This is a genomic window from Streptomyces sp. NPDC008238 (assembly GCF_042956445.1).
In the GTDB taxonomy this organism is placed as follows: Bacteria; Actinomycetota; Actinomycetes; order Streptomycetales; family Streptomycetaceae; genus Actinacidiphila.
Genome location: NZ_JBIBGK010000004.1, coordinates 17,658 through 40,660 on the forward strand (window position 1 = coordinate 17,658; position 23,003 = coordinate 40,660).

Sequence of the window (23,003 nt, forward strand, 5' to 3'; positions counted from 1 at the left end):
CCTCTCGCTGTGGTCGGTCACGACGGCACACACGCGGAGAGCAGTTCGACGAAGCCGATCTCCTCCCGCGCCACGCCGAAGACCTCGGCGCGCCGCACGGTGCGCTCGGCCCAGGCGCGGTGCGGCTTCACCTCGTTCATCTTGTTCGTGTAGGCCGAGCGCAGCACGCCCCCGCCGCTGCGGTCCTCGTGGAGTATGTCGACGGCGTCGCTCCACTCCTCGTGGGAGACGACGCTGAGCGCGTGCACGGGCTGGACGTGCGAGGGGTGGATGCAGGTCTTGCCCTGCAGGCCGTTCGTCCGGTCCAGTTCGATCTCGCGCAGCAGCCCGTCCATGTCGCGCTGGATGAGGGCCTCGCGCAGGTCGACGGCCGCGGGGACGAAGGGGCTCTGCCGCAGCAGTGGCTTGAACATGCGCTCGGAGTGCTTGAAGTACTCCCAGACCGGTCCGGTGATGGTGAAGCCGGTGCCGTCGGCGCGCCCGAGGACGTTGACGACGTCGGCGATGATCGAGGCGACGATGCGGACGTCGTAGGCGGTCATGTCGGGCGAGCGGCGCAGCCCGTAGGCGGAGCAGAAGTCGGTGACGCCCAGCCGCAGTGCGAGGACCCGGTCGCGGTACTTGTCGACGGTGCGGGAGATGCCGTACAGCGTCTCGGTGCGGGTCTCCAGGTGGAGCAGCTGCGGGGACTCCAGGACCGGCATCGCGAACAGCCGCCGTCCGCTGTGCGCCTCGGCGGCTGCGAGGGCCTCCAGGAAGGGGACCCCGGACTCCTCGGTGAACTTGGGGAGCACGAACCCGGAGAGCAGGGACGCGTGGTCGCCGAGCCGGCGGACGAGGTCGGTGATCTGGCCGGGGGTGCGGACGCGGATGAAGAGCAGCGGGGGGTCGCCGTCCGGGATCCGGTGGGACAGTTCGCCGAACTGGCGGACCAGGTTCTCCTCCGCGGCCTCGACGTCGCCGTCGTCGATGGAGTCCTCCAGGCACAGCACCATCGAGACGACCCCGCGCGCGGCCTGCTTGAGCACGTCGTCGGCGAGCCGCGACCGGGTGGCCGGGCAGTAGAGGGTGGCGCCGAGGGCGACGGCGAGCGTGCCGGCCGACGAGGCCGCGGTGAACTCCGCGGGCTCCCGGTGGAAGAGCTCGTTCCGTACGTCCGGCGCGAGGTGCCCGAAGTGGCGCATGCGTTCCCCCGTGGCAGGTGGTGGATGGTGTGGTGGGAAGCGTCCCCCGACGCCGTGGCCGATTATCGTACGTGTGAGCCCCCTGCGGACGTTCCCGGCGTACGTGAAAATCAGGTAACCCCCGCGGGTCCGGAACGTGTCGGCCTGTCCGCATCTCTCCCCCGCGCCGCACCCGTCACACGCCCCGCGTTGTGGCCACGGCCCCCGGGAGGGCAGGATTACGCGCATGACGCAGGCGATGGTGAAGGGCTCCAACATCCCGGTGACGGCCTCGGGGGTGCGGGCGGTGCTCCGCTGGAGCCCGGGGGCGGGTGTGCCGGACGTCGACGCCTCGGCGCTGCTGCTGGGTGCGGACGGCCGGGTGCGCTCGGACGAGGACTTCATCTTCTACAACCAGCCCCGGCACCCGGGGGGCGCCGCCCGGCACCTGCCCAAGCGCAGCGAGCCGGCCGGCCTGACGGACGCGATCGAGGTCGACCTGTCCGCGCTGGAGGAGGGCGTGGACCGGGTGGTCGTCGCGGCCTCCTCGGACGGCGGCCCCTTCGCCCTGGTCTCCGACCTGACGGTGCTGCTGTACGACACGGCAGGCGGCGCCGACGCCGAGCCGCTGGCGCTCTTCGACGTCGTCCCGGACACCGGCGACGAGTCGGCCCTGATCTGCGGCGAGCTGTACCGCCGGTCGGGCGGCTGGAAGTTCCGCGCGCTCGGGCAGGGCTACGCGGCGGGGCTGGAGGCGCTGGCCACCGAGTTCGGCATCACCGTGGAGGAGGGCGACCTCGACGAGGCGCCGCCGCCGCGGCCGGAGGGCGAGGCGGCCGCGGTGCCGCAGCCCGTGCCGCCGACCGTCGCCGTGACCGGGGAGCCGGACGCGTACACCCTGCAGGCCCCGGCCCAGGTGCCCCCGCAGCCCAGCGCGCCGCCCGCCTACGGCTACCCGCAGGAGCCCCAGCCCACGGTGGCCGCGGCCCCGGCGTACGGGTACCCGCAGGAACCCCAGCCGACCGTGGCCGCGGCCCCGGCGTACGGGTACCCGCAGGAACCCCAGCCGACCGTGGCCGCCGCCCCGGCGTACGGCTACCCGCAGGAGCAGCCCGCGCCGACCTCCGCGGCCCCCGGTCCCGCGTACGGCTACCCGCAGCCGGTCCAGGGGTTCCGGCTGCCGCCGATGGGCCCGCAGTTCCAGGAACGCCGCTGAGCGGGCCCGGCACGGGGCCGCGCGCTCAGACCTTGGTCTTGTAGCCGCGGCCCCACTGCAGGCCCCAGCCGTAGAGCCGGTCGAGCTCGGCCTGGAAGCCGTAGACGTACTTCACCTCGCGGCGCACGGTCAGGTCGCCCTTCCTGTTCTCGATGAGCACCACGGCGCAGGAGCGGGCCTGCGGTTCGCGCTCGTCCAGCAGGATCTCGATCCGCGGGCCCGAACTGGGGAAGATCTCCACCTTGGCGTGGGTGCGGTCGAAGGCGGGCGTGCCGTCGTAGATGTAGACGAACACGAGCATGCGCCTGAACTCTTCGTGCTTGTCGAGGTTGATGTAGAGCGTCTCGCCGGACGAGCCGCCGAAGCGGTCGTCGCCGGTCATCTGGATGTACGGCGGGGCGTCGAGGTCGCCGAGGAAGTTGCCGAGCGGCTGGACCACGCCCTTGGTGCCGTCGGCCAGCTCGTACATGCACGCCAGGTCGAGGTCGACGTTGACCATCGCGGGGCCGGCGGCCTGCACGGGCTCCGGCTTGAACAGGTGCATCTGCCGGCTCAGCCAGGAGCCGCTGCGCTGGTTCCAGCCGCCGGTGTCGGAGGTGCGCATCTGCCAGGACAGGTTGATGCGCAGGTTGCCGACGGCCGCGCCCTGCTTGGACAGCGAGACGACCTGGTGCCGCTTGGTGAGCTCGATGGTGTGCGCGTTCGCCATGTCGAACTGCGCGTTGAAGCCGCCGCTCGGCCGCAGGAAGTTCCACATGTCCGTCCGTCCCCTGCACGCAGGCCGCCCCCCACCGGTCGGCGGGGGGCGGCGTGAACCGATTGTCGTGACGAGCCGGGGGTCAGACCCCGCTCGTCACCTCCGTCTTGTCGTCCCGCTGCTCGGAGCTTTCCCCGAGACGGCGGTTTCGCACCACCGACGACCAGTAGGACGCGCCGATCAGGACGACGCCGATGAGGCCGGTGATGACCTCGTTGATCTCGAACTTGATCGTCACCAGGAGGATGATGGCCAGCGCGCCGATCGCGTAGTGCGCGCCGTGCTCCAGGTAGACGTAGTCGTCCAGGGTGCCCTTGCGGACCAGGTAGACGGTCAGCGACCGGATGTACATCGCACCGATGCCGAGGCCGAGGGCGATGATGAAGATGTCGTTGGAGATCGCGAAGGCGCCGATGACGCCGTCGAAGGAGAACGACGCGTCGATGACCTCGAGGTAGAGGAAGAGGAAGAACGCCGCCTTGCCGGCCAGGCCCACGGCCGAGGCGCCGCTGCCGGCCGGCTTCCCGCCCGAGCTGATCTCCTCGAGTTCCTCGTCGGCCTCCTCGGCCTCGTCCTCCAGCTTGTCCTCGAAGTAGCTCGAGATGCCGCCGACGACGAGGTAGGTGATGAGGCCGCCGATGCCGGAGAGCAGCACCGTGGAGGACTTGTCGCCGCCGCCGTGCGGGACGGCGGTGGCGAGGGTGGTGGCGGTGATCAGCAGGGCGACCAGGGCGACGACGACGGAGAGCGTGTCGAGCTTGCCGAGCTTGGAGAGGGGCTTCTCCAGCCAGGCGAGCCACTTGTGCTCACGCTCCTCGAAGATGAAGTCGAGGAAGATCATCAACAGGAACATCCCGCCGAACGCGGCGATCGCCGGGTGCGCGGAGGTGACGAGGTGCTCGTACTGTTCCTTGTTGTTGATCGCCAGGTCGATGGCCTCGATGGGCCCGAGCTTCGCCGTGATCGACACGATGATGATCGGGAACACGAGGCGCATGCCGAAGACGGCGATCAGAATGCCGATGGTGAGGAAGATCTTCTGCCAGAAGGCATTCATCTTCCGCAGGATGCCGGCGTTGATCACCGCGTTGTCGAAGGAGAGCGAGATCTCCAGCACCGACAGGATGGCGACGAGGGCAAGCCCCTCCGCACCCCACAGATAACCGGCGAGGGCGAGGCCGGCGGCGGTGACACCGAACGACCAGCCGAAAGTTCGGAGGAGCACTGGATATCCAATCCCTTTACGAAACGTTGACCCCAAAGTCTAGGGCGATGCCCCGGAGCCCTGATGCATACCCCTGGCCAACGGCTCGGAACTTCCATTCGCCGCCGTACCTGTAGAGCTCACCGAAGATCATCGCTGTTTCGCTCGAGGCGTCCTCGGAGAGGTCGTAGCGCGCCAGTTCGCTCTGGTCGGTCTGGTTGACCACCCGGATGAAGGCATTGCTGACCTGGCCGAAGGTCTGGCCCCGGGCGTCGGCGTCGTAGATGGAGACCGGGAAGACGATCTTGTCGACCCGCTCGGGCACGGCGGACAGGTCCACCAGCAGGACCTCGTCATCGCCGTCGCCGTCACCGGTCAGGTTGTCGCCGGTGTGCTCGACCGAGCCCTCCGGGCTCTTGAGGTTGTTGTAGAAGACGAAGTACTCGTCGCCGAGCACCCGGCCCGAGGCGCACAGCAGGGCGCTGGCGTCCAGGTCGAAGGGCGCCCCGGTGGTGGAGCGCGCGTCCCAGCCGAGCCCGATCAGCACGCTGGTCAGGTTGGGTGCGGCCTTGGTGAGGGAGACGTTGCCCCCCTTGGCGAGCGTCACGCCCATGCTGTTCTCCTCCCCCGCGGGGGCTCGCGGCCCGCCGTGCGCGGACCGCGAGCCCCCGGCGAATCAGACGTTGACGCCGAAGTCCTGCGCGATGCCGCGCAGGCCGGACGCGTAACCCTGGCCGATGGCCCGGAACTTCCACTCCGCACCGTGCCGGTAGAGCTCGCCGAAGACCATCGCCGTCTCGGTCGAGGCGTCCTCGGTGAGGTCGTAGCGGGCCAGTTCCTTGTCGTCGGCCTGGTTGACGACGCGGATGAACGCGTTGCGGACCTGGCCGAACGACTGCTGACGGGTCTCGGCGTCGTAGATCGACACCGGGAAGACGATCTTGGCGACCTCGGCCGGCACGCCGGCCAGGTTCACCTTGATCTGCTCGTCGTCCCCTTCGCCCTCGCCGGTGATGTTGTCACCGGTGTGCTCCACGGAGCCGTCGGGGCTCCTGAGGTTGTTGAAGAAGACGAAGTGCTGGTCGGAGAGCACCTTGCCCTCGGTGCCCGTGAGCAGGGCACTGGCGTCGAGGTCGAAGTCGGCGCCCGTGGTGGTGCGGGCGTCCCAGCCGAGGCCGACGATGACGGCCTTGAGGTTGGGGGCCTCCTTCGTCAGCGATACGTTGCCACCCTTGCTGAGGCTGACTCCCACGAGTCCTCCCATGTCATCGCGTGCTGCTCGTATCAGGATCAACGCCCTGAGGTTAGTACCCGGTTCCCCAGGACTACAGGGCTTCGAGCGCCTTGACGTACTCGTTCAGGTCACGGGCGTCCGGCAGGCCGTTGACGACGGTCCAGCGGATCACGCCCTCCTTGTCGATGACGAAGGTGCCGCGCACCGCGCACCCCTTGTCCTCGGCGAAGACGTCGTAGGCCCGGGAGACCTCGCCGTGCGGCCAGAAGTCGGAGAGCAGCGGGTACTCCAGGCCCTCCTGGTCGGAGAAGACGCGCTGGGTGTGCATCGAGTCGTTGGAGACCGCGAGCAGCTGGACCTCGTCGTTCTGGAAGGCCGGCAGCTCGTCGCGGAGCGCGCACAGCTCGCCGGTGCAGACCCCGGTGAAGGCGAAGGGGAAGAAGAGCAGGACGACGTTCTTGGAGCCCTTGAAGTCGGACAGCCGCACGGTCCGGCCGTGCTGGTCCCGCAACGCGAAGTCGGGGGCCTGGTCGCCTACGGCGATCGCCATGGTGGACACACCTCTCGGTGGACGGAGACGGACCCACGGCCGGGTCCCTCCGTCAGTCTCGCACCGCGGGACGCACGCGATACGAGGCGCCCCCGCGACGCTCGGTCACGGGGGCGCGGTACCGGGCTGCGCTCAGCGCTTGCCGGCCTTCGCCGTCTTGGGGGTCACCAGACGACTGGCGGTCCAGTCCTTGGAGACGTTGACACTGCTGGTCTGAGCCAGGCCCGCGGTCTGCGCGGCCTCTCCGATGTCACTCGGCTCGACGTGCCCGTCACGGCCGGTCTTCGGGGTCATGAGCCAGATCTGGGCGCCCTCGTCGATGGCGGACGTGGCGTCGACCAGGGCGTCGGTCAGATCGCCGTCATCATCACGGAACCACAGGATGACGCCGTCGGCGACGTCGTCGTACTCCTCGTCCGCGAGCTCTTCGCCCGTGATCCCCTCAATACCCTCACGGAGCTCGTGATCGACGTCGTCGTCGTAGCCGAGCTCCTGGACCACCTGTCCGGGCTCAAAACCAAGCCGGCTCGCCGGGTTGGTTTGCTCCTCCGCGTGGCCCGCGGTCGCGCTCACGCTCTGCCTCCTGTCATGGGGGTTGTCTTCCCGCTCCTGTGCGGGGTTATGGGCGGTAGTCCACACGGGCGCGGCGGATCGCGCAAGTACCCAGCCGCCCATCCCGCCCAAACGTTGACGTGTCACCGCAACCCGAACCGTGAGGGGTGACGTGGCTCACTCCACTATGCCAGGGTTTCTCCCGAATCGGGGTTGCGGTCGGTCGTACGTCCGAGTGGGCGTAGAGTTGCGGTTTGGTCGAACGGCCACCGGACAGCCATGCGAGAGCCTCAAGAGGGTCTGGAAGAGGGGTCTGTCTCACTTAGTGGTGGTTACCACTCAGTAGAGATGACGTATCCCGAACGCGCGGTACACGATGGAGGCGGCGCGACCCAGCAGAGCAAGACCCTAGAAGCGAAGGAATAGCGTGGCTTCCGGATCAGATCGCAACCCGATCATCATTGGCGGCCTTCCCAGCCAGGTCCCGGATTTCGATCCCGAGGAGACGGCGGAATGGCTCGACTCGCTTGACGCCGCCATCGACGAGCGCGGACGCGAGCGCGCCCGCTACCTCATGCTCCGCCTGATCGAGCGAGCCCGCGAGCGGCGGGTTGCCGTGCCCGAGATGCGCAGCACCGACTACGTCAACACCATCGCCACCAAGGACGAGCCGTTCTTCCCCGGCAACGAGGACATCGAGCGGCGCATCCTGAACGCGACCCGCTGGAACGCGGCGGTCATGGTGTCCCGGGCGCAGCGCCCGGGCATCGGCGTCGGCGGGCACATCGCCACCTTCGCGTCCTCGGCCTCCCTGTACGACGTGGGCTTCAACCACTTCTTCCGGGGCAAGGACGACGGCAAGGGCGGGGACCAGATCTTCTTCCAGGGCCACGCCTCCCCCGGCGTGTACGCCCGTGCCTTCATGCTGGACCGGCTCTCCGAGACCCAGCTCGACGCCTTCCGCCAGGAGAAGTCCAAGGCGCCGTACGGCCTGTCGAGCTACCCGCACCCGCGGCTCATGCCGGACTTCTGGGAGTTCCCGACCGTCTCCATGGGCCTCGGCCCGCTGGGCGCGATCTACCAGGCGCGGATGAACCGCTACCTCCAGGCGCGCGGCATCGCCGACACCGAGCAGTCGCACGTGTGGGCCTTCCTCGGCGACGGCGAGATGGACGAGCCCGAGTCGCTCGGCCAGCTCTCCCTGGCCGCCCGTGAGGGCCTGGACAACCTCACCTTCGTCGTCAACTGCAACCTGCAGCGGCTCGACGGCCCGGTGCGCGGCAACGGCAAGATCATCCAGGAGCTGGAGTCGCAGTTCCGCGGTGCCGGCTGGAACGTCATCAAGCTGATCTGGGACCGCACCTGGGACCCGCTGCTCGCCCAGGACCGCGACGGCGTGCTGGTGAACAAGCTCAACACCACGCCCGACGGCCAGTTCCAGACCTACGCCACCGAGACCGGCGAGTACATCCGCGACCACTTCTTCGGCGACGACCACCGGCTGCGCAAGATGGTCGAGGGCCTCACCGACGCCCAGATCCTGCACCTGGGCCGCGGCGGCCACGACCACCGCAAGATCTACGCGGCGTACAAGGCGGCCCGCGAGCACAAGGGCCAGCCGACCGTGATCCTGGCCCAGACCGTCAAGGGCTGGACGCTCGGCCCCAACTTCGAGGGCCGCAACGCGACCCACCAGATGAAGAAGCTGACGGTCGACGACCTCAAGCGCTTCCGCGACCGTCTGCACCTGCCGATCGCCGACAAGGAGCTGGAGTCCGGCGCGCCGCCGTACTACCACCCGGGCCGGAACTCGGAGGAGATCCAGTACATGCACGACCGGCGCAAGGGCCTGGGCGGCTACGTCCCGACCCGCGTCGTGCGCGCGAAGCCGCTGGCCCTGCCGGACGACAAGGCCTACGCGGGCACCCGCAAGGGCTCCGGCCAGCAGACGATCGCCACCACCATGGCCTTCGTCCGGCTGCTGAAGGACCTCATGCGGGACAAGGAGATCGGCAAGCGCTTCGTGCCGATCGCCCCGGACGAGTACCGCACCTTCGGCATGGACTCGCTCTTCCCGTCGGCCAAGATCTACAACCCGCTGGGCCAGACGTACGAGTCGGTCGACCGCGAGCTGCTGCTGGCGTACAAGGAGTCCCCGACCGGCCAGATGCTGCACGACGGCATCTCCGAGGCGGGCTGCACCGCCTCGCTGATCGCCGCCGGGTCGTCCTACGCGACCCACGGCGAGCCGCTGATCCCGGTCTACGTCTTCTACTCGATGTTCGGCTTCCAGCGGACCGGCGACCAGTTCTGGCAGATGGCCGACCAGCTGGCGCGCGGCTTCGTGCTGGGCGCCACGGCGGGCCGCACCACCCTCACCGGTGAGGGCCTGCAGCACGCCGACGGCCACTCGCACCTGCTGGCCTCGACCAACCCGGCCGTCGTCGCGTACGACCCCGCGTTCGGCTTCGAGATGGCGCACATCGTCCGGGACGGCCTGCGCCGCATGTACGGCGAGCCCGCCCCCGGCGAGGACCCGAACGTCTTCTACTACCTCACCGTCTACAACGAGCCGATCGTCCAGCCGGCCGAGCCGGAGAACGTGGACGTCGAGGGCATCATCAGGGGCCTGTACAAGTACCGGGCCGCCGAGGCGGGCGCGATCCCGGCGCAGATCCTGGCCTCCGGCGTGGGCGTGCCGTGGGCGCTGGAGGCGCAGCGGATCCTCGCCGAGGAGTGGAACGTCCGGGCCGACGTGTGGTCCGCTACCTCCTGGAACGAGCTGCGGCGCGACGCCGTCGAGGCCGAGGAGCACAACCTGCTCCACCCGGAGGAGGAGCAGCGCGTCCCCTACGTGACGCGGAAGCTCAGCGGCTCCGAGGGCCCGTTCGTGGCCGTCTCGGACTGGATGCGGGCCGTCCCGGACCAGATCTCCCGCTGGGTGCCGGGCACCTGGCAGTCGCTCGGTGCCGACGGCTTCGGCTTCGCCGACACCCGTGGCGCGGCGCGCCGGTTCTTCCACATCGACGCCCAGTCGGTGGTCCTCGGCGTGCTCACCGAGCTCGCCCGGGAGGGGAAGATCGACCGCTCCGTGCTGAAGCAGGCGATCGACCGCTACCAGCTGCTCGACGTCGCCGCCGCCGACCCCGGCGCTGCGGGCGGCGACGCGTAACACCGTCGTCCCGACCGGGCCCCCGCCGCGCGACCGCGCGGCGGGGGCCCCGGCGTTTCCCGGCTCCCCGCGGGCTCGTGTCACTGGTCGACGATCTGGAAGGCGCGGACGGTGTGCCCGGACTCCGGGACCCAGGTGCCGGACGGGAACGTCTCGAAGTCGCCCTCGGTGGAGCACTCGGCGCTCTGGTAGGTCGTCACGAGCTTGCGCGTCCGGTTGACGAACGACTTCGCGGACGTCCCGGGCGGCAGCGGCACGCAGGAGTTGACGTCGGTGTCGGCGAGCTCGTGGACGAGACGCGCCCCGCGGAATCCCGGCTTCCCCCACAGGCACAGCTCCCCCGGGTCGCAGCGGCCGGCCGGACCGGACGTCGTGGGGGCGGCCGCCGTGGGGCCGGAGGCCGTGGGGGCGGCGGCCGCGGGCGGCGCTGGGGCCGCCAGGGCCGCCGCCGCCGCGGTCAGGGCAAGGGTCAGGGCCGCACTGCGCATGTGGATCACTCCCCCGTGGTGGTCGGAGTTCCACGGTGAACGGCGAGGCCCGGGGCCGCCAAGGGCCCCGGGCCTCGTTCACCCGGATAGGGAAACGTCCGGCGTCAGATGTGCACCCCGCCGCCCGCGGCGTCGGCGTTGACGCCGCGCTTGGTCAGGAAGGCGATGCCCGCGGCGAAGGCGGCCACGACGCCGGCGACGGTGAAGGCCAGCCCCATCCCCGAGAGGAAGGTCTCGTTGGTGACCTTGGTGATCAGCGCGACGACCTCGGCCGGGGTGTCCTTGGCGACGGGCGGGACGCCGACGACGACCGCGTCGGCGGCCTGCGCCGCCTGCTCGCCCTTCAGCGGCGGCAGGCCGGCCGCGGCCCACTTCTCGGGCAGCGCGCTGTCCACCCGCGAGGCCATGATCGTGCCGAGGACGGCGGTACCGAGGCTGCCGCCGACCTGCATGGCGGAGCCCTGGAGTCCGCCGGCCACACCGGACAGCTCCAGCGGGGCGTTGCCGACGATGACGTCGGTGGCGCCGACCATCACGGGGGCCAGGCCGAGGCCCAGCAGCGCGAACCACAGGGACATGACCCCGGTGCCCGAGTCGGCCTCCAGACCGGTCATGCCGAACATGGCGACCGCCGTGCACACCATGCCGCCCACCAGCGGCACCCGGGGACCGAACTTGGTGATCAGCGCGCCCGCCACGGGCGAGCTGACGATCATCATCGCGGTGAGCGGCAGCAGGTGGACGCCGCACTCCACCGCCGACATGCCGTGGACGTTCTGCAGGTAGAAGGTGACGAAGAACAGGCCGCCCAGGAAGGCGAAGGCCATGAGCACCATCAGCGCGGTGCCCGCGGACAGCGGCACCGAACGGAACATCCGCAGCGGGATCAGCGGCTCGGAGGCTTTGGTCTCCCAGAGCGCGAACAGGACGAAGAGCAGCACGGAGCCGACCAGGAAGCCCAGGGTCAGCGGGTCTCCCCAGCCCCACTCCGGGGCCTTGATCAGGCCCCAGACCAGACCGAACATCGCACTGGAGAGCAGCACGATGCCGGGGACGTCGAAGGACCGCGGGGCGTTCTCGGCGCGCACGTCCTTGAGGATGACCAGGCCCAGGACCAGCGCGACCAGACCCACGGGCACGTTGATGAAGAAGACCGACTCCCAGTTGACGTGCTCGACGAGCAGACCGCCCGCGATCGGCCCGGCGGCGGTGGAGGCACCGATGACCATGCCCCAGATGCCGATGGCCATGTTGAGCTTCTCGGCCGGGAAGGTGGCGCGCAGCAGGCCGAGCGCGGCGGGCTGCAGCAGCGCGCCGAACACACCCTGCAGGACGCGGAGCGCGATCACCATGCCGACGCCGCTGGACACCCCGATCAGGCCGGAGGTGAGGGCGAAGCCCGCGAGGCCGACGAGGAAGGTCTGGCGGTGGCCGAACCGGTCGCCGAGCTTGCCCGCGGTGATCAGCGAGACCGCCAGGGCCAGCATGTAGCCGGTGGTGATCCACTGGATCTGCTCGCGGGAGGCACCCAGGTCGGCTTGGATGGCCGGGTTGGCGACGGCGACGATCGTGCCGTCCAGGGCCACCACCATGACGCCGATGGCGACCGAGAACAGGGTCAGCCAGGGGTGGCCGCGGAGGGGTTTCTTGGAAGGCGCCGGTATCGAGTCCGGGGCCTTGTCGGTGACGACGGAGCCTTGGGTCATGGGCAAGAGATTATGTCAGTGTCTGACATTTGACCAAAGCAGTCATCCGTCGGTAACTGTCAGGAAGCACGGAACTATCGTGGGGCCCCCTGGAGGTGGACGGCAGATGAAGCACGCGATGCGCGCGACGCCCGTGTGCGGACTGCGCGAACGCAAGAAGCAGCGCACGCGCGACGCGCTCATACGGGCCGCGATCGAACTGTTCGTCGTCAAGGGCTACGAGCGCACGACCGTCGACGAGATCGCCGCCGAGGTCGAGGTCTCGCAGCGCACCTTCTTCCGCTACTTCGCGGGCAAGGAGGAGGTCGCGCTCGCGCTGGAGGACAGCGTCGAGGAGGCCTTCGTCTCCGCCGTGGCCGAGCGCCCGGCCGGCGAACCGCCCTTCGAGGCGCTGCGCGCGGCGCTGGACGAGTCCTGGCACAGCATCAGCGCCGTCATCGCCGCCGTCGTGCCGCTGTCCACGTACATGGCGATGTACCGGGTGATCGAGTCCACGCCGACGCTGCTGTCCGCACAGATGCGCCATTCGGCGCTCGTCGAGGAGCGGCTCGCCTCGGTCATCGCCGCCCGGGAGGGACTGGACGCGGCCGACCCGCGGCCGCGGGTGCTCGTGGCGGCCGTCGGCGGGGTCATCCGGGTGGCCCAGCGGCTGTGGGGCGACGGCGACGAGACCACCGTGGAGTCCATCCGCCGGGTCACCGAGGAACACCTCGACCTGCTGGTCCCGGTCCTCGCACAACCGTGGGACGAACACCAGGGTGTGTCCGGAATCTCCTTGTTCCAAACGTGACTTGGGTCACGGCGTGCCCAGGGGGTCTGCGGCGTCTCCTAGGGTGTCCCCCAGTGAACCTCGTCGACGAGCGCTTCAGCTCCCCCTCCCTGCGCGCCCTTCTGGCCCTGGCCGTGGTCTTCGTCATGCTGGCGACCACCGGCTGGACCGCGCTGCGCCAGCACAAGGGCGGCGGGGACGCGTTGTCGGTGGCCACCGCCGCGTGGCGGCACGGCTCGGTCGGCGGGCGTGCGCTTCCCGATCCCCAGGCGGCCCCCGGTGTGATCGCGCGCTTCTTCGCCTCGGTCGGGCCGGACGGCGCCAAACGGCTCGCCGACCGCTACCCGCTCGTCGTCGGCAACCTCAACGGCGCCCCGCTCGCCCTGCGTTACCAGGCCAACCGGCGTTCGCTCGGCACGGCCCGCGTCCAGGAGACCGCCCGTTCGCGCAGTGCCCTGCTGACCGCGGAGGGCCGCCAGGACGCCGCGCGACGCGCCGAACGCTACGCCTCACTGCTCGACGGGGGACGGCAGATCCTCGCCTTCGACCCCACTGGCCGGGGCCGCGCCGCCGAGGTCTTCGGCGACCTCGGTTCCGCCGAACGGGTGTCGCTCGTCGTGCCCGGTGTCGACACCGATGTGCTCTCCTTCGAACGCGAGGACGACCCGACCCGGGCCCCCGTCGGCATGGCCCGCTCGCTGTACGCGTCCGAGCGCGCCGCCGCCCCGCGCACCCGGACGGCCGTCATCGCCTGGGCCGACTACACCACCCCGCAGGGCGTCGGCCTGGACGCCTCCACCGGGGAACTGGCCGAGCAGGGCGCCGTCCGGCTGGCCGCGCTGGTACGGGCGTTGCCCGCCCGCGGCCGCGTCTCGCTGTTCTGCCACTCCTACGGCTCGGTGCTGTGCGGAGTCGCCGCCCCCGGCCTGCCGACCGGCCGGGTCTCCGACATCGCCGTCTTCGGCAGCCCCGGCATGCGGGTGGACAAGGCGGCCGACCTGGGTACGGCCGCCCGGGTGTGGGCGACCCGGGACAGCACCGACTGGATCGGCGACGTGCCGCACATGGAGTTCGCCGGGCTCGGCCACGGCGCCGACCCCGTCTCCCGGGCCTTCGGCGCCCGCGTGGTGACCTCCGAGGCCGCCGAAGGGCACGCGGGCTACTTCCGCTCCGGCACGGACAGCCTCGCCAACTTCACCAGCATCGCCCTCGGCCGCTACCCGGACGTCCGGTGCGCCGACGGCAGCGACTGCACGGCGGGCGTGGCCGAGTAGCCACCCCGAGGACGGTGCTCCGCCGCGCGACGCGCCGTACCCGGTGCGCCTGCGGCGCCGGATGGGGCACCCCGTGTACCGACATGGCCTAGTCCGGCCGCGCCCGGCCGGTTCCCGAAACGGCGACGCGGCCTACGATGACCCGTATGGGTGACGTATTGGCCGGATCCAACGCCGTATGGGAGTTCGATGCCGACGCTGTGCTCATCCGTTACGAGCGGGGGATGCGCAACTCGAAGCTGCTGCAGATCCTGGGCCGGCGACGTGTCCCCTTCGAAGCCCTCGCGGGCGTCGAACTCGTCCCGGGGCGGCGCGGGACGATGGTGCTGCGCGCGCTTCCGCGCCGGGGCGCCGACCCCCTGATGGAGGCCGCCAAGGGCCAGCTCAAGGAGTCCGCCGACCCCTACCGGCTGGTGCTGCCCGCGGAGCGGGAACTGCTCGCCGAGTACTACGCCGGGGAGCTGCTGTCCGCGATCGGCGCGGCCGGAGGCGGCGCGGAGGCCGGGCCCGCCCAGCGCCACCTGGTGGACGTGCCCTCCGCTCCCCACTCGTTCAAGGCGTACGACGGCAAGGCCACCTTCGACGGCGAGACGGTGTCCTTCCGCTGGTTCTGGACGGGCGCTTCGACGGCCAAGTGGAAGGCCGGCGACCAGCACTTCCCGGTGGCCGCGCTGTCGGGGGTCGACTGGCGCTCCCCCGAGATGCTCGGCGGCCACCTGCGGCTGCTGCCGCGCGACGCGGACGGCCACGGCGCCGGCAACCCCGACGACGACCCGGCGACCGTCGTCTTCGGACTGGGCTACGGCCTCGTCCACGAGTCGCTGCCGCTGGCGGCGGCGGTCGTGGCGGCGGTCCAGCGGGCCGCGCGGACACGGCCCGCCCTGGACCGGGAGAGCTACTCGCGCGCCGCCGACGTGGACGACATGTCCGGGTAGCGGTCGCCCGCGACCTGGCCGGCGATCGGTTCCAGCCGGCCCAGCTCCGCCGCGTCGAGCACGATCCGGGTGGCGGCGGCGTTCTCCCGCAGACGCCCGGCCTTGCGGGTCCCCGGGATCGGCACCACGGTCAGGCCGTGCACCTGTGCCCGCTGCTGCACCCACGCCAGGGCGATCTGCGCGGGCGTGGCGCCGTGCGCCCCGGCGATCTCCCGCAGCGGCTCCAGCAGGTCGAGGTTGCGCTTGGCGTTCTCCCCCAAGAAGCGGGGCTGGCTCTGCCGGAAGTCGTCCGCCGTCAGCTCGGAGGCGTCCTGGAAGGAGCCGGTCAGGAAGCCCCGGCCCAGCGGGGAGTACGGCACGAGCGCCACCCCCAGCTCGACGGCGGCGCCGGTCAGCGAGACCTCCACGTCCCGGCTGAAGAGCGACCACTCCGACTGCACGGCCGTGATCGGGTGCACGGCGTGCGCCTCGCGCAGCTCGGCCCCGGTCACCTCCGACAGGCCCAGGTACCTGACCTTGCCCGCCCGCACCAGCTCGGCCATCGCGCCGACGGAGTCGGCCAGCGGCACGGCGGGGTCGCGGCGGTGCATGTAGTACAGGTCGATGACCTCCACACCGAGCCTGCGCAGACTGCCCTCGACGGCCTGGCGGACGTACTCCGGGTCGTTGCGCACGGCCCGGTACCGCAGGTCGTCGGCCTTCCGTTCCATGCCGAACTTGGTGGCGAGGGTGATCTCGTCCCGGTGCTCGCGCACGAAGGGGGCGAGGAACTCCTCGTTGGCGCCCAGGCCGTACACGTCGGCGGTGTCGAGGAGGGTGACCCCGAGGTCCAGGGCCGCGTCGAGGGTGGCGCGGGCGGCGGCCTCGTCGGTGGGGCCGTAGAACTCGCTCATGCCCATGCAGCCGAGCCCCTGGGCGCCGACCCGGGGGCCGTCCGTGCCGAGCGTGACCTCGGCGATCGGCTCGTACGTGTCGCTGTCGCTCATGCGCTTCACGCCCTCTCCGACGCCCGGCGGGCGTCAGCGTAGGTGTCGATCTTGTGGTCCAGGACCGCGAGGGTGTCCTGCAGCTCGGCGATCCGCCGCAGCACGTCGCGCCGGGTGGACTCCAGCAGCTCCTGCCGCTCGGGGAAGGTGTGCTGCCCCAGCCGCACCAGCTCGGCGTAGCGGACCATGTCCGCGACCGGCATGCCGGTCAGCCGCAGCTTGCCGACGAAGGCCAGCCAGTCGAGGTCGCGGTTGGTGAAGCGGCGCTGCCCGGTGTGGGAGCGGTCGACGTGCGGCATCAGCCCGATGCGCTCGTACCAGCGCAGCGTGTGCGCGGTCAGTCCGGTGAAGGCCGCCACCTCGCTGATCGTGTAGCGGTCCCGGCCGTCCGGCAGGGGGTGCCGCGCCTCGTCGGAGCAGTTGCGTACGCTTCCGGGCTTGCTCTTGGCCACCTGCGTCACGGTCATGGGTTCCACGCTAAAACCCTGGAGTGCACTCCAGGCAAGGCCATTCGTTAGGCTCACCGTCATGCGGAGCCTGAGCAGCCTGAGCGCCATCGAGAACTGGCCTGTCCCGACGGCCTCGGCGGCGGTCGTCCGCCGCGACGGCACGGTCCTGGGAACGTACGGCGAGACCGGACGGCGCTTCCGGCTGGCGTCGGTGACCAAGCCGCTGTCCGCCTACGCGGCGCTCGTCGCGGTGGAGGAGGGCGCAGTCGAGCTCGACGAACCGGCCGGGCCCGAGGGCTCGACCGTACGGCACCTGCTCGCCCACACCTCCGGCCTCGCCTTCGACGAGCACCGGGTGATGGCGGCCCCCGGCACGCGGCGGATCTACTCCAACGCCGGCTTCGACGCGCTGGCGGACCACATCACCAAGGCCAGCGGGATCCCCTTCGCCGAGTACCTGCGCCAGGCGGTGCTGGAGCCGCTCGGCATGCACGCCACCGACTGCCCCGGCTCGGCGGGCGCCGGCGCGGTCTCCACCGTCGACGACCTGGTCCGCTTCGCCGCCGAACTGCAGGCACCGCGGCTGCTGGCCCCGCAGACCGTCGCCGCGGCGACCTCCGTCGTCTTCCCCGGCCTCAAGGGCGTGCTGCCCGGCTACGGCGGTCAGAACCCCAACGACTGGGGCCTGGGCTTCGAGGTCCGGGACCACAAGTCCCCGCACTGGACGGGCGCCGCGTCCTCCCCGCGCACCTTCGGCCACTTCGGCCAGTCCGGCACCTTCCTGTGGGTCGACCCCGACGCGGGCGCCGCCTGCGTCGTCCTGACGGACCGTGACTTCGGCGAGTGGGCCCTGCCGTTGTGGCCGGCGCTCACGGACGCGGTCCTGGCAGAGCTGTGACCAGAGTCAGCGGGATCGGTCCGCAGGACCGGCCGCTGACGCTGCGCAGGAGGGAACCGGCCAGGTGGCGGGGGTCGGTGGAGGCCGCGACCCGGCCCCGGGCGTTGACCAGGGCGGCCGGTGCGGGCAGCCGGTGCAGCAGGGGCAGCACGGCGGCCTCGAAGTGGCGCAGGTAGACGTCGGCCGCGGCGACCCCGAGGAAGTGCCCGCCGTGCCGGACCGGCACCGACAGGGTGAGGCTGTACTCGTCGGAGCACAGGTAGTCCACGTACGGCCCGGCCACGGCGCGTTCGCCGGTGGCGCGGGGCAGCGCGAACCAGTCCCAGTGGGTGTAGTCGGAGTACGCCGAGGTGCCCGGGTCGAGGTCGGGCAGGAGCGGGCGCAGGCCGTCCTCGCCGTGGTTCTGCCACCACTCCAGCCAGGCGGGTACGTCGCCGAGCAGCCCGGGTTCGGCGATGAAGCCGATGCCGGAGACGAGGTCGTGGCGGCGCCGCAGCCGATCGTGCAGCAAGGGGCGCAGCGCGGCGAGGTCGGCCGTGGTGGGGGCCCGGCCGGCGGCGCGCACGGCGGCGATGGCGGTGGTGCGTTCGGCGACCCGGGCGACGTCGGCGAAGACGTCCTCCAGGGTGCCGCGGACCCGGTCCACGACGTCGGCGACGACCTCGTCGACGAGGGCGGTTGAGCTGACGGCCACGGCGGCTGCCTCCGGTGCGGGAGGACGGGAGGTGCGGGACGCCCGGGTCAGCCGGTGACGGTCAGACGCAGTCCGATCAGGCGTTCCATCGCGTCCTGCACCCGTCGTTCGGCCAGGGACCGGGCCAACTCCGGGTCGCCGTCGCGCACGGCGCGGAGCAGCGCGCGGTGCAGCCCGACGACCGCCGCGCGGGCGTCGTCCTCCCCGAGTGCGAGACAGATTAGCGCTCCGATCTCCGCCTGGATACGGATCTCCTCCTTGGTGAGACGGGCCGACTGGGAGGCGGCGGCGAGTTCCACATGGAGCCGGCCGTAGACGCGGCCGCGGGCGGCGGGGCCGGCGGCCGCCTCGAACTCCTCCAGGGAGCGTTCCAGCGGGGCGAGGTCCTCCGGCGCGGTGCGCTGGGCGGCCAGCAGGGCGGCGGTGCCGGCGACGGCGGCCCAGTGGTCGGCCAGGTCGCGCAGTTCCTCGGTGCTCCAGTCGGCCAGCCGGTGGCCGAGCCGGGCGGTGCGTGGCCGGTCGGGGGCGGTGACGAAGCTGCCGCCGCCGCGGCCGCGGCGGGTGGTGACCAGGCCCTGCTGCCGCAGGGCCATGAGGGCCTCGCGCAGGGTAACGGTGGAGACACCGAGGCGGGTGGCGAGCTCGCTCTCGCCGGGCAGTTGCTCCCCGTCGGCGAGCAGGCCCAGTTCGATGGCGTCCGCGAGGCGACGCACGACCGCGTCGACCCGGGCGAGGTTGCCGACCGGCGCGAAGACCGCGCGCAGCGCGCCATTCGAAAGTTTGCTCACCCGCACACCTTCTCACTTGGCGAAAGTTTTACCCGGGGCAGGCCTTGTCCTCTGAAATATAACTTCATAGGTTTTCGGTCAACGCGTCAACGCTCCAGCCAAGAGGGAGGTTCCCCACCGATGGAGGGAACGGCCGAGGAACCGGACAGCGGCACCCCCGCCGTACGCCTGCGGGACCTGCGCAAGTCCTTCGGGCAGGTGCACGCGGTCGCCGGGGTGGACCTGGAGGTGGCCGACGGCGAGTTCTTCTCGATGCTGGGCCCCTCCGGTTCCGGCAAGACCACGGTGCTGCGGATGGTCGCGGGCTTCGAGGCCCCCACCGCCGGCACGGTGGAGCTGGCCGGCCGGGACGTCACCCGGCTCGCCCCCTTCGAGCGGGACGTCAACACCGTCTTCCAGGACTACGCGCTCTTCCCGCACATGACGGTGGAGCAGAACGTCGCCTACGGGCTGAAGGTCCGCAAGGTGCCCAAGGCGGAACGGGTCGAACGCGCCCGCGCGGCGCTGGCCTCGGTCCGGCTGGAGGGGTTCGGCGGACGCCGCCCGGCACAGCTCTCCGGCGGCCAGCGGCAGCGGGTCGCACTGGCCCGCGCCCTCGTGGGGCGTCCCCGGGTGCTGCTGCTCGACGAGCCGCTGGGGGCGCTCGACCTCAAGCTGCGCGAGCAGATGCAGGTCGAACTGAAGGCGATCCAGCGCGAGGTGGGCATCACCTTCGTCCTCGTCACGCACGACCAGGAGGAGGCGCTGACCCTCAGCGACCGGATCGCGGTCTTCAACCAGGGCCGGATCGAGCAGGTCGGCACCCCCGCCGAGGTGTACGAGCGGCCGGCCACGCCCTTCGTCGCGGGCTTCGTGGGCACCTCCAACCTGCTCACCGACGGCACCGGGACCTACAGCGTCCGCCCGGAGAAGATCCGCCTGCTGGGTCCCGGCGGCCCCTCGGACGCCCCGGACGCGCCAAACGCCCCGGACGCCTCCGACGACGAGCTGCGCACCGTCTCCGGCACCGTCGCCGAGGTCGTCTACCTCGGCGACAGCACACGCTTCCTGGTCGACCTCGACGGGGGCGGGCGGCTGACCGCCCTGCAGCAGAACCAGGAGACCTCCTCGGCCGACGTCGCCGCCTACCGGGGAACCCGCGTCCGCCTCCAGTGGCACCGCCGGCACAACGTCACCGTCCAGTCCCCCCACCCGGAAACGGAGTCCACGTGCGTCTGACCCATACCCTCGCAGCCTGCACCGTCCTGGCCCTGGCCACCGCCTGCGGCGGGTCGTCCTCCCCCGGCAAGGGCGCCGGCTCCTCCGGCGGCGCCTTCACCCCGCCCAAGCTCAGCGCGCCGAAGGCGCTGGGCAAGACGGAGGGCGCGGTGAACCTGATCGCCTGGGCCGGCTACGCCGAGGACGGCTCGAACGACAAGTCCGTCGACTGGGTCACCCCGTTCGAGAAGGAGACCGGCTGCCAGGTCAACACCAAGGTGGCCGGCACCTCCGACGAGATGGTCAGCCTGATGAAGACCGGCCAGTACGACGCCGTGTCGGCCTCCGGCGACGCCTCGCTGCGCCTCATCGCCTCGGGCGACGCGGCACCGGTCAACACCGGCCTCGTCCCCAACTACAAGGACGTCTTCGCCGACCTGAAGATGCAGAAGTGGAACTCGGTGAACGGCGTCGCCTACGGCATCCCGCACGGCCGCGGCGCCAACCTGCTGATGTACCGCACCGACAAGGTCTCCCCCGCCCCCACCTCCTGGTCGGCGGTCTTCGACAAGGCCTCCCCCTACAAGGGCCACGTCACCGCGTACGACTCCGCCATCTACATCGCGGACGCCGCCCTCTACCTGATGAAGACCAAGCCGGAGCTGGGCATCAAGGACCCGTACGCGCTGGACCAGAAGCAGTTCGACGCCTCCGTCGCCCTGCTGAAGGAGCAGAACGCGAACGTCGGCGAGTACTGGAGCGACTACCTGAAGGAGATCTCCTCCTTCAAGAGCGGCGACTCCGTCATCGGCACCAGCTGGCAGGTCATCGCCAACCTCGCCAAGGCCGAGAAGGCACCGGTCGAGGCGGTCCTGCCGAGCGAGGGCTCCACCGGCTGGTCCGACACCTGGATGGTCTCGGCCAAGGCCCAGCACCCCAACTGCGCCTACAAGTGGCTGGACTGGATCGTCTCGCCGAAGGTGAACGCCCAGGTCGCCGAGTGGTTCGGCGAGGCCCCGGCGAACGAGAGGTCCTGCGCCCAGACCGCGGCCAAGGACCACTGCACCGTCTTCCACGCGGCCGACGAGCCCTACTGGAAGCAGGTCCACTTCTGGAACACGCCCATCCCGCAGTGCCTGGACGGCCGCACCGACGTGAAGTGCGTGCCGTACGCCCAGTGGGTCCAGGCCTGGACCGAGATCAAGGGCTGAGCCGTCCGTGACCACCACGTCCGCCCCGCCCACCCCGCCCACCACGGCGGGCGGCACCCCCGGGCGGCGGCTGGCAGGTTCCCTGCACCGCCGCCCGCGGCTGCGGCTGTCGCTGCTGCTGTCCGCACCGCTGCTCTGGCTGGTGCTCGCCTACCTGGGCTCGCTGGCCGCGCTCTTCCTCTCCGCGTTCTGGACGACCGACCCCTTCACCTCCGACGTGGTGAGGGTCTGGAGCACCGACAACTTCCGCACCCTCCTCACCACGGACGTCTACCGGGACGTCGCCCTGCGCAGCGTCGGCGTGGCCGTCGCGGTGACCGCGATCGACGTCGTCGTCGCCTTCCCCATCGCCTTCTACACCGCCCGGGTGGCCGCCCCCAGGTACCGGCACCTGCTGGTGGTCGCCGTGCTCACCCCGCTGTGGGCCAGCTACCTGGTCAAGGCGTACGCCTGGCGGATCATGCTCTCCGAGGGCGGGCCGCTGGACTGGGCGCTGGCGCCACTCGGCCTGAGCGGACCCGGCTACGGGCTGCCCGCGGCGGTCGTCGTGCTGGCCTACCTGTGGCTGCCCTACATGATCCTGCCGATCCACTCCGGGCTGGAGCAGCTGCCGGACGCCCTGCTGGACGCCTCCGCCGACCTCGGGGCCCGTACCTGGCGCACCTTCCGGTCCGTGGTGCTGCCCATGGTGCTGCCCTCGGTCGCGGCCGGCTCGGTCTTCACCTTCTCGCTCAGCCTCGGCGACTACATCGCCGTGCAGATCGTCGGCGGCAAGACCCAGCTGATCGGCAACGTCGTCTACTCCAACATCACCCTCGACCTGCCGCTCGCCGCGGCGCTGGGCACCGTGCCGGTCGCGGTGATCGTCCTCTACCTGCTGGCCATGCGCCGCACCGGCGCGCTCCGGAGTCTGTGAGGGCCGTGACCATGCAACTCTCCCGACCCGCCCGCATCGCCCTGCGCGTCGCGGCCGCGCTGGGCTTCGCGATCATCTACGTGCCGCTGCTGCTCGTCCTGCTCAACTCCTTCAACGCCGCCCGCGGCTTCGGCTGGCCCCCCTCGGGGCTGACCCTGCACTGGTGGGCCGACGCCTGGCACAGCTCCGGCGCCCGCTCCGCGCTGTGGACCTCGGTGAAGGCGGGGCTGGGCGCGACGGCGGTCTCCCTGGTCCTGGGCACCCTGATCGCCTTCGCCGTCTCCCGGTACCGCTTCTTCGGACAGGAGGCGCTCTCCTTCGTCGTCGTCCTGCCGATCGCGCTGCCCGGCATCGTCACGGGCATCGCCCTCAACACCGCGTTCCGTACGGTGCTGGAGCCGCTCGGCGTGGGGCTGGGGCTGTTCACGGTCGTCGTCGGCCACGCCACCTTCTGCGTCGTGGTGGTCTTCAACAACGTCGTGGCCCGGCTGCGGCGCACCTCGGGCTCGTACGAGGAGGCGGCGATGGACCTGGGGGCCGACACCTTCCAGGTCTTCCGCGACATCACCTTCCCGCTGGTGCGCACCGCGCTGCTGGCCGGCGGGCTGCTGGCCTTCGCCCTCTCCTTCGACGAGATCGTCGTCACCACCTTCACCGCGGGTCCCGGTGTCCAGACCCTCCCCGTGTGGATCTTCAGCAACATGGCCAGGCCGCAGCAGGCGCCCGTCGTCAATGTGGTGGCCGCGGTGCTCGTCGTCGCGTCGGTGATCCCGGTCTACCTCGCGCAGCGGCTGTCGGCCGACTCCGCCTCGGGAGGCCGCCTCTGAGCCGCCAGTGGCGGCAG

The 23,003-nt window shown here is 71.1% G+C and carries 23 protein-coding genes; 10 read left to right on the top strand and 13 right to left on the bottom strand.

Annotated elements, in window-relative coordinates:
• Positions 1–17: 17 nt before the first annotated feature.
• Positions 18–1,184: an HpcH/HpaI aldolase/citrate lyase family protein gene (locus ACFZAU_RS12395; protein ID WP_500552101.1), complete on the bottom strand. Its 1,167-nt coding sequence runs from the start codon at positions 1,182–1,184 to the stop codon at positions 18–20.
• Positions 1,185–1,410: 226 nt separating this feature from the next.
• Between ACFZAU_RS12395 and ACFZAU_RS12400 the strand changes: the two genes are divergently transcribed.
• Positions 1,411–2,379: a TerD family protein gene (locus tag ACFZAU_RS12400; RefSeq protein ID WP_500552102.1), complete on the top strand. Its 969-nt coding sequence runs from the start codon at positions 1,411–1,413 to the stop codon at positions 2,377–2,379.
• 25 nt (positions 2,380–2,404) lie between these two features.
• Here ACFZAU_RS12400 and ACFZAU_RS12405 read toward each other — a convergent pair whose 3' ends face one another.
• The 6 genes from ACFZAU_RS12405 to ACFZAU_RS12430 all read right to left on the bottom strand — a co-directional run bounded on the left by ACFZAU_RS12405 (position 2,405) and on the right by ACFZAU_RS12430 (position 6,697).
• The gene (locus ACFZAU_RS12405; RefSeq protein WP_500462881.1) at positions 2,405–3,136 is read right to left on the bottom strand and encodes a TerD family protein; all 732 of its coding nucleotides are present in this window, start codon (positions 3,134–3,136) and stop codon (positions 2,405–2,407) included.
• Between the two features lie 82 nt (positions 3,137–3,218).
• Positions 3,219–4,361: a DUF475 domain-containing protein gene (locus ACFZAU_RS12410; RefSeq protein ID WP_500552103.1), complete on the bottom strand. Its 1,143-nt coding sequence runs from the start codon at positions 4,359–4,361 to the stop codon at positions 3,219–3,221.
• A gap of 16 nt (positions 4,362–4,377) precedes the next feature.
• Entirely contained in the window at positions 4,378–4,953 is a 576-nt protein-coding gene (locus tag ACFZAU_RS12415) for a TerD family protein (RefSeq protein ID WP_431966316.1), read from the bottom strand.
• Positions 4,954–5,016: 63 nt separating this feature from the next.
• Complete coding sequence (locus ACFZAU_RS12420) at positions 5,017–5,592, bottom strand: TerD family protein (protein ID WP_500552104.1); 576 nt, start codon at positions 5,590–5,592, stop codon at positions 5,017–5,019.
• A 73-nt stretch (positions 5,593–5,665) separates the two neighbouring features.
• A complete protein-coding gene (locus tag ACFZAU_RS12425) occupies positions 5,666–6,124 on the bottom strand; it encodes a peroxiredoxin (protein WP_500552105.1) in 459 nt (152 codons plus the stop codon).
• 132 nt (positions 6,125–6,256) lie between these two features.
• A complete protein-coding gene (locus tag ACFZAU_RS12430) occupies positions 6,257–6,697 on the bottom strand; it encodes a DUF3052 domain-containing protein (RefSeq protein ID WP_026250565.1) in 441 nt (146 codons plus the stop codon).
• A gap of 406 nt (positions 6,698–7,103) precedes the next feature.
• Between ACFZAU_RS12430 and aceE the strand changes: the two genes are divergently transcribed.
• Positions 7,104–9,848 carry a pyruvate dehydrogenase (acetyl-transferring), homodimeric type gene (aceE, locus tag ACFZAU_RS12435; protein WP_500552106.1) on the top strand — a complete coding sequence of 915 codons (2,745 nt, stop codon included), beginning with the start codon at positions 7,104–7,106 and terminating at the stop codon, positions 9,846–9,848.
• Between the two features lie 80 nt (positions 9,849–9,928).
• On the opposite strand, the gene ACFZAU_RS12440 is transcribed toward aceE, so the two are convergent.
• Positions 9,929–10,336 (bottom strand): peptidase inhibitor family I36 protein, encoded by a 408-nt coding sequence (locus ACFZAU_RS12440; protein WP_500552107.1) that lies wholly within the window; start codon positions 10,334–10,336, stop codon positions 9,929–9,931.
• A 104-nt stretch (positions 10,337–10,440) separates the two neighbouring features.
• Positions 10,441–12,042 carry an MFS transporter gene (locus tag ACFZAU_RS12445; RefSeq protein WP_499598667.1) on the bottom strand — a complete coding sequence of 534 codons (1,602 nt, stop codon included), beginning with the start codon at positions 12,040–12,042 and terminating at the stop codon, positions 10,441–10,443.
• A gap of 106 nt (positions 12,043–12,148) precedes the next feature.
• On the opposite strand from ACFZAU_RS12445, the gene ACFZAU_RS12450 reads away from it, so the two are divergent.
• The 3 genes from ACFZAU_RS12450 to ACFZAU_RS12460 all read left to right on the top strand — a co-directional run bounded on the left by ACFZAU_RS12450 (position 12,149) and on the right by ACFZAU_RS12460 (position 15,020).
• A complete protein-coding gene (locus ACFZAU_RS12450; RefSeq protein ID WP_499598668.1) occupies positions 12,149–12,832 on the top strand; it encodes a TetR/AcrR family transcriptional regulator in 684 nt (227 codons plus the stop codon).
• Positions 12,833–12,885: 53 nt separating this feature from the next.
• Positions 12,886–14,085, top strand: coding sequence for an alpha/beta hydrolase (locus tag ACFZAU_RS12455; protein WP_500552108.1), 1,200 nt, complete (start codon positions 12,886–12,888; stop codon positions 14,083–14,085).
• A gap of 146 nt (positions 14,086–14,231) precedes the next feature.
• Positions 14,232–15,020 carry a DUF4429 domain-containing protein gene (locus tag ACFZAU_RS12460; protein ID WP_500552109.1) on the top strand — a complete coding sequence of 263 codons (789 nt, stop codon included), beginning with the start codon at positions 14,232–14,234 and terminating at the stop codon, positions 15,018–15,020.
• Here the strand turns inward: ACFZAU_RS12460 and ACFZAU_RS12465 are convergent.
• The gene (locus tag ACFZAU_RS12465; RefSeq protein ID WP_500552110.1) at positions 14,981–16,006 is read right to left on the bottom strand and encodes an aldo/keto reductase; all 1,026 of its coding nucleotides are present in this window, start codon (positions 16,004–16,006) and stop codon (positions 14,981–14,983) included. The two genes, ACFZAU_RS12460 and ACFZAU_RS12465, sit on opposite strands and share 40 nt — an antisense overlap.
• 5 nt (positions 16,007–16,011) lie before the next feature.
• Positions 16,012–16,473 carry a MerR family transcriptional regulator gene (locus tag ACFZAU_RS12470; protein ID WP_499598675.1) on the bottom strand — a complete coding sequence of 154 codons (462 nt, stop codon included), beginning with the start codon at positions 16,471–16,473 and terminating at the stop codon, positions 16,012–16,014.
• Between the two features lie 61 nt (positions 16,474–16,534).
• On the opposite strand from ACFZAU_RS12470, the gene ACFZAU_RS12475 reads away from it, so the two are divergent.
• Positions 16,535–17,353, top strand: coding sequence for a serine hydrolase domain-containing protein (locus tag ACFZAU_RS12475; protein WP_500552111.1), 819 nt, complete (start codon positions 16,535–16,537; stop codon positions 17,351–17,353).
• Here the strand turns inward: ACFZAU_RS12475 and ACFZAU_RS12480 are convergent.
• Both ACFZAU_RS12480 and ACFZAU_RS12485 read right to left on the bottom strand, forming a co-directional pair.
• Positions 17,325–18,047, bottom strand: a complete 723-nt coding sequence (locus tag ACFZAU_RS12480; protein WP_500462871.1) for a cache domain-containing protein — start codon at positions 18,045–18,047, stop codon at positions 17,325–17,327. The two genes, ACFZAU_RS12475 and ACFZAU_RS12480, sit on opposite strands and share 29 nt — an antisense overlap.
• Before the next feature lie 47 nt (positions 18,048–18,094).
• Positions 18,095–18,841 (bottom strand): FadR/GntR family transcriptional regulator, encoded by a 747-nt coding sequence (locus ACFZAU_RS12485; RefSeq protein ID WP_500552112.1) that lies wholly within the window; start codon positions 18,839–18,841, stop codon positions 18,095–18,097.
• Between the two features lie 114 nt (positions 18,842–18,955).
• On the opposite strand from ACFZAU_RS12485, the gene ACFZAU_RS12490 reads away from it, so the two are divergent.
• Genes ACFZAU_RS12490 through ACFZAU_RS12505 form a run of 4 tightly spaced genes read left to right on the top strand, consistent with a single transcriptional unit; the run spans position 18,956 to position 22,986 of the window.
• Entirely contained in the window at positions 18,956–20,053 is a 1,098-nt protein-coding gene (locus tag ACFZAU_RS12490) for an ABC transporter ATP-binding protein (protein WP_500552113.1), read from the top strand.
• Positions 20,044–21,243: an ABC transporter substrate-binding protein gene (locus ACFZAU_RS12495; RefSeq protein WP_500552114.1), complete on the top strand. Its 1,200-nt coding sequence runs from the start codon at positions 20,044–20,046 to the stop codon at positions 21,241–21,243. The genes ACFZAU_RS12490 and ACFZAU_RS12495 overlap by 10 nt, the downstream gene beginning before the upstream one ends.
• 7 nt (positions 21,244–21,250) lie before the next feature.
• Positions 21,251–22,159, top strand: a complete 909-nt coding sequence (locus tag ACFZAU_RS12500) for an ABC transporter permease (RefSeq protein ID WP_500552115.1) — start codon at positions 21,251–21,253, stop codon at positions 22,157–22,159.
• 11 nt (positions 22,160–22,170) lie between these two features.
• Positions 22,171–22,986, top strand: a complete 816-nt coding sequence (locus tag ACFZAU_RS12505) for an ABC transporter permease (RefSeq protein WP_500552116.1) — start codon at positions 22,171–22,173, stop codon at positions 22,984–22,986.
• The last annotated feature ends 17 nt before the right edge of the window (positions 22,987–23,003 follow it).